This window comes from Synechococcus sp. EJ6-Ellesmere (assembly GCF_024345875.1).
GTDB classification, from domain to species: domain Bacteria; phylum Cyanobacteriota; class Cyanobacteriia; order PCC-6307; family Cyanobiaceae; genus Regnicoccus_A; species Regnicoccus_A antarcticus.
Genome location: NZ_JAGQBY010000094.1, coordinates 1 through 12,302 on the forward strand (window position 1 = coordinate 1; position 12,302 = coordinate 12,302).

The 12,302-nt window shown below is 63.9% G+C and carries 8 protein-coding genes; 4 read left to right on the forward strand and 4 right to left on the reverse strand.

All coding sequences use genetic code 11. The features are described from left to right. Positions 1–276 precede the first annotated feature (276 nt). The gene (locus KBY78_RS11085) at positions 277–1,653 is read left to right on the forward strand and encodes an APC family permease (RefSeq protein ID WP_255143634.1); all 1,377 of its coding nucleotides are present in this window, start codon (positions 277–279) and stop codon (positions 1,651–1,653) included. On the opposite strand, the gene KBY78_RS11090 is transcribed toward KBY78_RS11085, so the two are convergent. Next, positions 1,598–3,895 carry an FdhF/YdeP family oxidoreductase gene (locus KBY78_RS11090; RefSeq protein WP_255143635.1) on the reverse strand — a complete coding sequence of 766 codons (2,298 nt, stop codon included), beginning with the start codon at positions 3,893–3,895 and terminating at the stop codon, positions 1,598–1,600. The genes KBY78_RS11085 and KBY78_RS11090 overlap by 56 nt on opposite strands. A 553-nt stretch (positions 3,896–4,448) precedes the next feature. Between KBY78_RS11090 and KBY78_RS11095 the strand changes: the two genes are divergently transcribed. The 3 genes from KBY78_RS11095 (at position 4,449) to KBY78_RS11105 (ending at position 9,560) form a co-directional block, all read left to right on the forward strand. Then, entirely contained in the window at positions 4,449–6,587 is a 2,139-nt protein-coding gene (locus KBY78_RS11095; RefSeq protein ID WP_255143636.1) for an HAD-IIB family hydrolase, read from the forward strand. 53 nt (positions 6,588–6,640) lie between these two features. Next, positions 6,641–7,480, forward strand: a complete 840-nt coding sequence (locus KBY78_RS11100) for an HAD family hydrolase (RefSeq protein WP_255143637.1) — start codon at positions 6,641–6,643, stop codon at positions 7,478–7,480. A gap of 127 nt (positions 7,481–7,607) precedes the next feature. Continuing rightward, a complete protein-coding gene (locus KBY78_RS11105; RefSeq protein WP_255143638.1) occupies positions 7,608–9,560 on the forward strand; it encodes an amylosucrase in 1,953 nt (650 codons plus the stop codon). Between the two features lie 45 nt (positions 9,561–9,605). Here the strand turns inward: KBY78_RS11105 and KBY78_RS11110 are convergent, their stop codons facing one another. From KBY78_RS11110 to KBY78_RS11120, 3 genes are all read right to left on the reverse strand, one after another. Then, entirely contained in the window at positions 9,606–10,490 is an 885-nt protein-coding gene (locus KBY78_RS11110) for an MOSC domain-containing protein (RefSeq protein WP_255143639.1), read from the reverse strand. 43 nt (positions 10,491–10,533) lie between these two features. Next, positions 10,534–11,070 carry a molybdenum cofactor biosynthesis protein B gene (moaB, locus tag KBY78_RS11115; RefSeq protein ID WP_006173188.1) on the reverse strand — a complete coding sequence of 179 codons (537 nt, stop codon included), beginning with the start codon at positions 11,068–11,070 and terminating at the stop codon, positions 10,534–10,536. Positions 11,071–11,096: 26 nt separating this feature from the next. Further along, on the reverse strand, positions 11,097–12,302 hold a 1,206-nt coding region (locus KBY78_RS11120), incomplete at its 5' end, for a metallophosphoesterase (protein ID WP_255143641.1).

Genomic DNA, 12,302 nt, shown 5'->3' on the forward strand with positions numbered 1-12,302 from the left:
TTCCGCAGACCCTCACGCAGACGGTGCGGGCCTTCAAGTCGAGCCCGCTGTTGCGGGAGGCCATGGGTGAGCGGCTGCAGCTCACCGTCTCGGAGGCGCGCTGGGCGGAGGTGCGCCGCAGTGATGCACTCACCGATGAGGTGTTGATCGCCACCACCTGCGCCTGGCCCTCATGACCAGCCCCAGACCTGCACCCCCTGAACCCTGGCCGCCGAGCAGACTCGCCGCTGGTGGGAGCCTGCTCGGGTTCCGCCAGCGGCGATCGCACGGTGCCTGATGTCCACATCCGAATCAGCACCAGCGCAGTCTGGCTCGCTGCTGCAGATCCTCGGGGTCAGTTTCGGGATCGCCGGGGCGGTGGGGGGCACGATCGGGGCCGGCATCCTGCGCACCCCAGGGCTGGTGGCCGAGCAGCTCGGCAGTGCGCCCCTGATCGTGGCCGCCTGGGTGGCGGGGGCGCTCTATGCCCTGTTGGGGGCCTTCGCCGTGGCCGAACTGAGCACCAGCATGCCCCGGGCCGGTGGCTGGACCGTCTACGCCCGGCGGGCCCTGGGGGATCAGGCCGGCTTCTCCGTGGGCTGGATCGACTGGGTGGGCCACTGCGCCGGCCTGGCCTGGGTGGCGGTCACCATTGGCGACTACACGATCGGCCTGCTGCCGGCCCTGCCCGTGGGCAGCAAGGTGGTGGCCCTGCTGGTGCTGCTGGCCTTTGCGCTGATTCAGCAGCTGGGCCTGGAGGCCGGCAGCCTCAGCCAGAAGATCCTCAGCCTGGGCAAGGCCATCGCCTTCCTCGGCCTGATCACGGCCTGCTTCCTGCACCCTCCGGTGAGGGAGCTGGCGGGCCTGTCCGAACCTCTGCTGGAGGCCGCGGCCCCCGCTGATCCACTGGCGGCTGGTGGGATCAGCCTCGGCATCGGCGCGGTGTTCGCCATGCAGGCCGTGATCACCACCTACGACGGCTGGCACAGCCCGATCTATTTCGCCGAGGAATTCGCCGAGCCCAGCAAGGATCTGCCCCGCTCCCTGGTGGGCGGCGTGCTCAGCGTGGCGGGTCTGTATCTGCTGGTGAATCTGGCCCTGCTGCGGCTGCTGCCCGTCTCGCGCATCGCCGGGTCGGTGCTGCCCCTGGCCGATGCCGCCGAGGTGATTTTCGGGTCGTGGAGCTCCCAGCTGATCGTGGTGCTGGCGCTGATCTCCTCCTTCGGCCTGGTGAATGCCGTAGTGATGGGCGCGCCGCGCATCCTCTACGGCCTCAGCCGTGATGGCCTCTTCCTGCCCCAGTTCTCGGCCGTGAGTGCCGGCGGCACCCCCGTGCTGGCGCTGGTGCTGACCGCCTCCACGGCGGGACTGCTGGTGGCGTTCGGTGATTTCACGATCCTGCTGGGGATCGCCTCCTTCCTCTACGTGCTGCTGTATCTGAGCGGCATCACCTCGCTGCTGCTGCTGCGCTGGCGGGAGCCTGGCCTGGAGCGGCCCTTCCGCGATCCGGGCTATCCGATCAGCGCTCTGATCGTCTGGCTGGGCTCCCTGGCCTTCCTGATCGCCGCGATCCGCAACGACACCGCCAACAGCGCCGCTGCCCTCGGCCTGATCCTGCTCAGCTTGCCCCTGCACCAGATGACGCGGCGCCTGGCACCGTCGCCAGAGGCCTGAGCCCGCCGCGCACCAGCACCGGCACCCGCTTGTAGGCCGGAGTGCCGCTGCGGGGATCCACCGGGGCGCGGATGATCGCGTTCACCTCCGGATAGAACATCAGCGCGGCGCCCTCGCGGATCTCGCCGGGGATGATCTCGATCTCCTCCAGCCGGCCGGCCTCGCCCTGCACCGTCACCCGCTGGTGGGCGGCCAGGCCGGTGCGGGCCAGGTCGGCGCGGTTCATCAGGATCGTCTGGCGGTGGGGCATGGCCCGGTAGGCGTCGCCCGCCTTGTAGACCACGGTGTTGTGCTGGCCGTAGCTGCGGGCGGTGATCAGCGCCAGCACCAGGCCGCTCTCCCCCGGCGCCAGGCCACCGAAGTGGGCCGGCTCGGGCAGCTCCAGCGCCGGCAGGGGCGTGGGCTCCATCCGTGCTTTCCCTGAAGGCGTGGGGAAGCTGGGCTGCTCGAACACCCGCCCCTCCACGCTGAATTCGCGCTTGGTGGCATCGATCTCCGCGATCGGGCCATAGCCGGGCACCGTGCGGGCGATCAGCTGGCGCACGTAGACGGGATCCTGCAGGCGGCCCCAGTCGACGGGCTCGCTGCCCATCAGCCGCCGGGCCAGCTCGGCCAGGAAGCCCACCTCGCTGATCAGGTCGGCGCGCCTGAGGTGGGTGCTGCCGGGTTCGTTCAGGCGCACGAAGTTGTTGCCCGATTCGGTGGTGGTGCGGTGCGGGGTCTCGAAGCGGTTGAACACCGGCAGCACCAGGGTCTGGCGGGCGCCGAGGCCATGGAAGTGCCCCTGGTTGGGCTTGGTGGCCAGGTACATCACGGTGTCGATGCGGCCGAGAGCGCGGCGGGCCTGCTGCGAATCCGGGTTGGCGCCCCAGAGGTTGCCCCCCAGGCAGAGCAGGGTGTCCACCCCTCCGGCCTCCGCCGCTTCGATCAGGGCGCGGGTGTCGTAGCCGGGCACCCGGCTGAGTGGACGGCCCAGCAGCGCTTCGAGGGCCTGCTGCATCTCGGCGCGCAGCTTCACCGTCACCCCCATGGAGCCGAAGCCCTGCACGTTGGAGTGGCCGCGGATCGGCATCGTGCCCGCGCCGGGTCGACCCACGTTGCCGCTGAGCAGGGCGGTGTTGGCGATGGCATGGACGTTGGCGGTGCCGTTGGCGTGGTGGGTGATCCCCATCGCCCAGGCGAAGACCACGCCGCTGGAGCGGGCGATCACGGCCGCGGCATGCTCCAGCTCCTCGCGGCTGAGGCCGCAGCAGGCGCTGATCGCCTCCCAGCGGGTGGCGCGCAGCTGCTCCAGCACCGCTTCGGCGCCTTCGGCGTGGGCCGCCAGGAACGCGTAACGGATCTGGCCGGCCTCCAGCAACGCCTTCTGGATGCCCAGGAAGACGGCCGTGTCGCTGCCCGGCACCGGTTGCAGGAACAGCGAGGCGATCTCCGAGCCCCGCAGCATCGACTTGATCGGAAAGGCCGGCGAGCCGAACTTGAGCAGCCCCACCTCCAGCACCGGGTTGATCACGATCACGCTGCCGCCGCGCTCGCGCAGACGGATCAGCTCGTTCATCAGCCGTGGGTGGTTGGCCGGGGCGTTGGAGCCCACCAGCACCACACACTCCGCCTGCTGCAGGCTCTCGAGGCTCACCATCGAGGTGCCGGAGCCGAACACCTCGCTGAGGCCCACTGTGGAGGGGGCGTGGCAGAGGTCGGAGCAGTCAGCCAGGTTGTTGGAGCCCCAGGCCCGCAGCAGCAGCTGCAAGAGGTAGGCGGCCTCATTGGAGGAGCGGCCGGAGCTGTAGGAGGCCACCCGCTCCGGCGGCCGCCGGAAGGCCGTTTCGGCCAGCTCCAGCACGTCGTCCCAGCTGAGGCGCTCATAGTGGCTGCGACCCTCGCGCAGGATCAGGGGATGGCTGAGGCGGCCGAGGCGGTCGGCCTCCAGGGAGCTGAGGCGCTGCAGCTCCTGGAGGCTGCGCTGGCCGAAGACCGCCTCGGGCACCGCCGGCTGCAGTTCCGCCCCGATCGCCTCGACGCTTTTGAGGCAGCGTTGCAGCGGTTCGCCCAGCTCATCGCGAAAGCCGCCGTTCTGGCCGCCCGTGCCCCAGGCGCAGGAGAGGCAGGCGCTCTTGTGCAGAAGGGTCTGCCAGAGCAGGGGGCCCTTCGGGGAAAGGGTGGCCTTGGCCCAGCCCTCGATCACCGGCCAGCCGCCGCCGAGCTCAGGGGCGCTGCTGGACCCGGGCGGTTCTGCCTTCACGAAGCTCCCTGCGGTGGCAACCCCTTCAGGATGGCGTGCCCCGCCGCTGGCAGCACCGCCCCCTTGGACCGATACGATCCACGCGGCTTCCAGGCAGGGTGCGCACGCCACAGATTTTTTCGCCTGCCTGGGACCAGGCTCGGACTGTCAAGGCTGTTCATCGCCTTGCCGTCCCTGCCGGATCTGGCCTCGGATGTCCACCTCAGCGCCGCGTCCAGTCAGGTCTCGATCTCTCTCTTGCGCCGGCTGAGACCCTTGCTCCGCATTGCGATCGGGGCCCCACGGCTTTGCTGGCTCGCCTCAACGCCCCCGGGCAAGAGCTGGAAACCCCCTTCTGCGACTGACTGCCGTTGCGCCTGCACTCCTGACGGTTTGCTATTACTGAATGAAAGTTCTGGAGACACGATAAAGACTTGACGGAATGCCCGGAAATGTGTATTATTAGCGCATGGATTAATCAAGGAGGAGTAACTCCATGCTCTTGCCTGGGCGTTTTATCTCCATGCTTCTCCCGTGTGCCACGCATTCTTGAATCACTTGTCCCCAGGCGATCATGGTTGATACAGCTGACCCCAGTGGTCTCTATATTCTTCTCATCAGTTTGCATGGATTGATTCGCGGCCAGGATCTTGAGCTCGGTCGCGATGCCGACACCGGCGGTCAGACGAAATACGTGGTTGAACTGGCCAAGGCCCTCGCCAGGCAAAAGGGCGTAGAGCGGGTGGATCTGGTTACTCGCCTGGTTGATGATGATCACGTCAGTCCAGACTATGCCGTTCCGATTGAGAAGCTGGCCGAGAATCTTCAGATCGTACGAGTCAAGGCAGGCCCGAATGAGTACCTGCCCAAGGAGCAGCTCTGGCCCCACATGGACAGTTTCGCTGACCACCTCTCCACCTGGTTGGCTGAGCAGCCCCGGATGCCGGATGTCGTCCACACCCATTACGCCGATGCTGGCTATGTGGGCGTGCGGCTCTCGAATCTCACAGGTCTGCCACTGATTCATACGGGCCACTCCCTCGGTCGCGACAAGTACCGCCGGTTACTTGCCGTTGGTATGGGCATCGATCAGATCGAGCAGCGCTATCACATGCAGGCGCGGATCAGCGCCGAGGAGGATACTCTCAGTTGTGCTGAGCTGGTGATCACCAGCACGCGCAATGAAATCGAAAGCCAATACGAGCTTTACGATTACTACACGCCTGAGAAGATGGCGGTGATTCCGCCGGGTACAGACCTCGAGCAATTTCACCCCCCCGTCCAGGGTCAGCCTTCACTCGCTCAAGACTTTCAGGACACGCTCAGCCTGTTCCTGCGGGAGCCGGCCAAGCCGATGATCCTGGCCCTGTCTCGGCCCGATGAGCGTAAGAACATCGTCTCGCTGCTGGAGGCCTATGGCCAGAGCAAGCGCCTTCAGGAGTTGGCCAATCTGGTGATCGTGGCTGGCAACCGTGACGACATCCGTGAGCTCAATGACGGGGCTCAGTCGGTCTTGACGGAACTGCTCTGGGTGATCGATTTCTTCGATCTTTATGGCCATGTGGCCCTGCCCAAGCACCACAGTTCCGAGCAGGTTCCTGAGATCTACCGCCTGGCGGCGGCCTCCAGGGGAGTGTTCGTCAATCCCGCCCTCACCGAACCGTTCGGCCTCACCCTGCTGGAGGCCGCCGCCAGTGGCCTGCCGCTGGTGGCCACCGAGAACGGTGGTCCGGTCGACATCATCGGCAATTGCCACAACGGCCTGCTGGTGGATCCCCTCAGCCGCGAGGACATCGCTGAGGCCATCCTCTCCATCCTGGAGAAGCCCAGGCGCTGGGATGAGCTCTCTGGCAACGGACTCAGCAACATCGCCCGCTTCTATTCCTGGGAGGCCCACGCCAAGGCCTATCTGTCCATGCTCCAGCCGGTGGTGTCGAAGCCGAAACCGTTGGTCCAGCCCCCAGCGACCCATCAGTTCAGCAGTTACAGGAACCGGGCCCTGTTCACAGCCATCGACAACACCCTGCTGGGAGATACCGAAGCCCTGGAGCAGTTCGCCAAGGTGGTGCGCACCCACCGCCGCCAGTTCCTGTTCGGGATTGCCACAGGCCGGCGGCTCGATTCTGTATTGACCATCCTCAAGCGCTACAACATCCCCACTCCGGATGTGCTGATCACCAGCCTGGGAACGGAGATCTATTACACCTCCGAGCTGTTTGCCGATATTGCCTGGAGCCATCACATTGATCACTCCTGGACTCCCCAGGTGTTGCGCCGGGTGCTGGAGTCGCTGCCGGGGCTGTCTCCCCAGCCCAAGAATGAACAGAGCCGCTTCAAAGTGTCGTACTACTACGACGGCGAGCTGGCTCCCCCCCTCGAGGACATTCATGCCTTCCTGCGCCAGCAGGAGCTCTCGGTGAATGCCACCCTCTCTTTCGGTCAATACCTCGATATTGTGCCGGCCCGGGCCTCCAAGGGGCAGGCCCTGCGGTATGTCGCCAACCAATACAACATTCCGCTCGAGCGCACCCTTGTCACGGGCGGCTCTGGTGGCGACGCCGACATGCTGCGTGGCAACACCCTTGGAGTGGTGGTCTCCAACAGGCACCAGGAAGAACTCTCCAACCTCAGTGAAAACGAGCAGATCTACTTTGCCAATGGAGCCCATGCCTGGGGAATCCTTGAAGCGATCAGGCACTACGGGTTCTTCTGATCGGGTCATGATCCTTGGAACCTGACTGAACAGCCCACACCACCCCCTCAGCCATGACGCGACTGCTGCTCTGCACAGATCTCGATCGCACCCTTCTGCCCAATGGTGAGTCGCCGGAGTCGGCTGGGGCCCGCGATCGCTTTGCGGCGTTGGTGGCCCGGCCTGAGGTCACCCTGGCCTATGTCTCCGGCCGTCATCTGGCGCTGGTGGAGCAGGCGATCGAGCAGTTCGGGATCCCCAGGCCCGATTGGGTGATCGGTGATGTCGGCAGCCGGATGTACCAGTGGCAACCGCCGGGGCATTGGCTGGAGTCGACGGCCTGGCAAGTGGAGATCGCCACCGACTGGCCAGGGCTGAGCAGTGGGGCGATCTCGGAGGCCTTCACCACCATCGAGGATCTCACCCTGCAGGGTCAGGATCGCCAGAGCACCTACAAGCTCAGTTACTTTCTGCCCCTGGGCGTTGACCTCGGCAGCCTTCGTCGGGTGATGGAGGCACGGCTGCGGGAGTTGCAGGCCCGATCCAGCTGGATCTACAGTGTCGATGAACAAGCTCAGGTGGGCCTGCTCGATATCCTGCCCGAGCGGGCCACCAAGTTGCACGCGGTGGAGTTCCTGATGCAGCAGCAGGGGTTCCTCCCCAGCAGCACGGTGTTTGCTGGTGACAGCGGCAATGACCTGCCGATTCTGGTGAGCCCCGTCCCCTCCGTTCTGGTGGCCAATGCTCATCCAGATGTGCTCCGGGACGCCAGCGCAGGCTCCAGTCAACGGGGAACCGACCAGTCGTTGTATGTGGCCAAGGGCGACTTTCTGGGCATGAATGGCAATTATAGCGCGGGAATTCTTGAAGGCCTGGTGCACTTCCATCCTGAAACCAAGGCCTGGATTCTATAGACCGATTCAGCGTTTACCTATTGACGTTGCTCGCTGATTTCGCGAGGCAGATGCCAGGCGCTAGTCCCGGGCCCCAGCTGATTCGATTCTCTTTTCGAGACCCTTTTCTCCCACCGTTGACTTCCTGATGTACGAGCAGATCTCTCATTCCCTGTTGAACTCAATCCTCGATGAATTGAGGCCAGAGATTAAGCGACAGAATCTCAGATATTTTTACACCCGCCTTGGCGCCAACTTTTATGCGATCCATTCGCTCTTCTCCACGCTTTATGGAGATCGAGAAGACGTTCAGCCCCAGAGCGTTCGTTTGGTGGAGACCATGGCGGAAGGTTATATTTACCGATCGGAGGAATCTGAGCGGATCGAAATGAGCCGAGAGCAGGACCACAACTGGTTCCTCTCTCAGAAGTGGGTGGGCATGGCCCTCTACACCAATGGATTTGCCAATGATCTTGGGGACTTGGCTGGCAAGATCAGTTACTTCCAGGAGCTGGGAGTCAACATGGTGCATATCATGCCAATTCTTAAGTGCCCGGCGGGTCAGAGTGATGGTGGTTATGCCATCAGCAACTTCCGCGAAATCGATAGTCGAGTTGGGGATCTTAACGATATTCAGCGCATCTCTGAGCAATTCAGGAAATGCGGCATTCTGTTGGTTCTTGATATCGTTCTTAATCACACCTCAGATGAGCATGAATGGGCCTTGAAGGCGAAGGATGGCGATCCGCGCTACCAAAATTACTATCTCACCTTCGAAGACAGGTCGGTGCCGGATGTGTTCGAGCAGGGGATGCCGATGGTGTTCCCGGTAACTGATCCCGGTAACTTCACCTGGAACGAGGAGATGAAGCGCTGGGTGATGACAGTGTTTCACGATTACCAGTGGGATCTGAATTACAGCAATCCTGAAGTCTTCATCGAGATCCTCTCGATCGTGCTGTTCTGGGCCAACCAAGGCGTCGATGTGCTCAGGCTCGACGCTGTCGCCTTCCTCTGGAAGAAGCTGGGATCAACTTGCCAGAACGAACGCAAGGCTCACCTGATTCTGCAACTCCTCAAGGACTGTTGTCAGGTCACAGCCCCTGGTGTTCTGTTCATTGCTGAGGCCATTGTGGCACCAAGTGAGGTAGCGAAATACTTTGGCGAGGATGCCATCGTGGCGAAGGAATGTGAGATTGCTTATAATGCCACATTGATGGCACTCCTCTGGGACGGTATTGCCACGCGGAACACCAAGTTGTTGCGAGAAGGGATCAAGAGTCTGCCTACAAAGTTGGATCGAGCCACCTGGCTAACTTATGTTCGTTGTCATGACGACATCGGCTTTGGCTTTGATGACAAGGATATTGCCGCTGCAGGCTATGAGCCCCATTCCCACCGCATGTTTCTGATTGATTACTTCACCGGCAAGTTCTCTGATACCGCCAGAGGGCTGGAGTTCATGCGTAACGACTCAACTGGTGACGCAAGAATCTGTGGCTCTCTTGCCTCCTTGGCGGGGCTTGAATCGGCCTTGGAAAAAGGTGATCAAGGGCTGATCGATATGGCCATCAGCAAAATTCTGCTGCTTAATGGCGTCATTCTTTCCTTTGGCGGAATCCCGCTGATCTACAATGGTGATGCGTTGGGTCAACTCAACGACTACAGTTATATCGACGATCCCAGCAAGTCCAACGACAGCCGCTGGGTCCACCGACCCAAGATTGACTGGGAGAAGGCCGCCCTGCGGCATCAGCGCGGCACAGTGGAATGCAGGATCTTCACGGCGATGAAGCGAATGATCTCCATCCGCAAGGAGATATCCGCCTTTGCCGATTTCAACAACCGCGAGCTGATGCATTCCGACAACCAGCATCTTCTCTGTTACCTCCGCTACAACCATCTCAGGAGCTCGGAAAAGGTGTTCGTGATCGCCAACTTTGACGATCATCCCCAGCAGCTTGAGTTGGAAAGCTACAGCCGCTATGGCATCAACCCGCGGGCGAACTATACAGATCTCTACAGCGGAATCAAGCCCTCGCAATACGACGGTTGCATCGCGCTGCAGGGTGGTCAGTTCTACTGGCTGAGCGAAAGCTGAGAGCCTCTTCCCGAATCTCCCCAGCCAGATCGATCACCCTTGGCTTCAGTCCAGCAGGGTGACCGGATCTCCGACGCGGACTTCGCCGGGATTGGTCACGCTCAGGCGGATCCCGGCCACCACGTTGTTGTGCCGGGCGGTGGCCCGCAGGATCTCCAGGGTTTCCGGCAGTTCCCCCTGGCCCAGCGTGGTCACCACGCAACGGGGGCAGCCGTCGTTGACATGAAGACGCAGGTCATCCCCCAGGCCAAGGCTGTGGCCGATCCAGGATTCCTCGACAAACCCGCTGCTGCCAGCTTCCGGGCGGATCAGCAGGTTGGGACGAAAGCGCTCCACGGCAAAGTCGAGCTGAGGCTCGAGCTGCCGCAGCCGCTCCAAACTGGCGGTGCTGATGGCATGGATCAGGCAGGAATCGAAAAAGGTGCCGCTGGGGAGTACCAGTTCGTTGACCACATCCTGAAACTCCCTCTCCGGCACCTCAGGCCAGTACTGATCCAGGCTGGCCCCCTCCGGAGCCTGATCCAGCAAGCTCACCTCCCGGCCCAGCCGCTGCGAGAGCCAGCTGTCCACGGTGGGGTCGCTGCTGATCACCCTGGCTCCGTCTGGGCTGCCCTGCGCTCCGTCAGGGGCTGTAATCGCCACAGCTGTGGCTCCAGCTCCCTCCTGGGGCGACTCCAGGCAATGGGCCGCAAAGCCGAGCAGGGTCTTCCAGAGCCTGGGGTTCTTGGCGCTGGCCACCCGGCCGGTGGCGTGGTCCCAGAGGGCATAGGCCCGGTCGCCGAGCAGGCCAGCGCGGCCGATGGACGCGGCTTCAAGGCTTTCGCCCAGCATCGACTTGACCGGGTAGCGCCAGATGGCCTCCACCCGTCCCACGGTCTGTCCCGCCACCTGTTTGGCCATGCCCGCCGCTGTGTCCGATCGTCGGCTCATTTCACAGGTTGCCCCTGACGGACGTGGTTCAGGGTTCACCTTTTCATCCTGGATTCGTCGCCGGTTGGCGTGGGTCTTCGTTCAGCCGTGGCAGCAGCTGGACCAGGTTGCAGGGTCGAGTTCCGTTGTCGAGCTGAGCGTGGATCAGGCGGTCCCAGGCGGTGGATACCGCGTCGAGGGAGCCGGGCAGCACGAAAAGGATCGTGCCGTTGGCCACTCCGGCCAGGCAGCGGCTCTGCAGGGTGCTGGTGCCGATCGCCTCGAAGGAGAGCACCCGGAACAGTTCCCCAAAACCCTCGATCGTCTTGTCCAGCAGGGGAGCCACCGCCTCGGGCGTTCCGTCGCGGCCGGTGAGGCCCGTGCCACCGCTGGTGATCACCACCTGCACCGCCGGATCGGCAATCCAGGTGCTCAACGCGGCGCGGATGGCGTAGCGGTTGTCGGCCACCAGCTGTCGTTCGGCCAGGCGGTGACCCGCTCCCTCCAGCCGTTGCAGCAGGGCATCGCCTGAGGGGTCACCGCTGGAGGGATCGGCGCTGCGGCGATCCGACACCGTGAGCAGGGCGATGGCGAGGGACACCGGAGCTGGCTGTGGCTGGATCATCTCTACAGGTTGATCGGTGCCAGCTGCTCCTTGCGCCAGTCCCCCGACACCTTTTCGGTCACGAGGGGCCGGAGCGTGAGCTTCAGTGGAGCTCCCGCCGCTGCATCGACCCGAAGGGCCGTGAAGCGCCGCCGTAAGGCGCCGCCATGGCCCGTGCGTCCCACGAACAGCTCGGAGTGGGCCACGGTCCGCTCCTGCCCCGGGGGGCCTTCCAGCAGCGTCCCCCCCTGGGGCCGCTGGCGCCGCAGGCTGTAGCCGCTTCCGCCGCAGATCAGCCAGGGAATATGGCTGTCCCCATGGCCGGTGGCTCCGCTTCGCATCAGTTCCAGACAGTGGGCATGGCCGGTGAGCACCAGATTGAGCAGGGGCCGCTGCGGCGTGGGATTGCCCACCTCGGCGGCCACCAGATCAAGCACCCCGCGCAGCTGACGGCGCACGGCCAGCGTCTGCGGCTCCCGCCACTTGCTGGTTTCGCTGGCATAGGGCGGATGGTGAAGCACCAGGATCCGGCCGCGCACCCGGGGGTTGCGCCAGGAGGTCACCAGCGCCTCCCGCAGCCAGTTCCGTTGGCTGGGATCGCCACTTCCAGCCTTCTCCAGGCCAGGCCCGTCCTGGTTGAGGGTGTTCGAATCGAGTGCAAACACATCGACGCCGGCCCATCGGAAGTGGTAATAGCGGTTGGGCAGGCGGGTGAACTGCCCCGGGCGGTAGGCCAGGCAGCGATGGCCATCCAGCTGGGCGCGGTAGTGCCGATCGAGGTGCCCGGCCAGCTCCTCCTCCGGCAGGCCAGCGAGCCCGTCGAGGAAGGCTCTGGCATAGGCCTCGCCCACGTGGGAGCCATGGCTCCCCACATCGAAGACCAGGCTCGGCCAGAGGCGGCGCACGGGGTTTGAGAGCCCCGCCAGCAGAACCAGCGGCCGCGAGAGGTCGTAGTAGTCGTGGTTCCCCGGCACAGGCAGAAACGGCAGGCGGAAGGTCATCTCGTCGAACCGCAGGCGGCGCCAGTCGTCGCCACCCACCAGCCATTCCCGGTAGGGCCTGATGAAGTTGCGCGGGTACTGCTCACTGGAGCCCACCAGATACACTACATCCCCGGCGTGGAGCACAAAACCCACGCCCTCCTGGTTGGAGAAGAGCAACTCGGCCACCTTCCGTTGGGGGCTGCTGGCGCCATAGCGCGCCGAGCCGCTGTCCCCCAGCACCAGGAA

What these genes read in the sequence shown, in the direction of transcription:
- KBY78_RS11110 (WP_255143639.1), bottom strand. Translation starts at nt 10,490, where the DNA reads ATGAGCCGACGATCGGACACAGCGGCGGGCATGGCCAAACAGGTGGCG.
- KBY78_RS11095 (WP_255143636.1), top strand. Translation starts at nt 4,449, where the DNA reads ATGGTTGATACAGCTGACCCCAGTGGTCTCTATATTCTTCTCATCAGT.
- KBY78_RS11105 (WP_255143638.1), top strand. Translation starts at nt 7,608, where the DNA reads ATGTACGAGCAGATCTCTCATTCCCTGTTGAACTCAATCCTCGATGAA.
- KBY78_RS11100 (WP_255143637.1), top strand. Translation starts at nt 6,641, where the DNA reads ATGACGCGACTGCTGCTCTGCACAGATCTCGATCGCACCCTTCTGCCC.
- KBY78_RS11085 (WP_255143634.1), top strand. Translation starts at nt 277, where the DNA reads ATGTCCACATCCGAATCAGCACCAGCGCAGTCTGGCTCGCTGCTGCAG.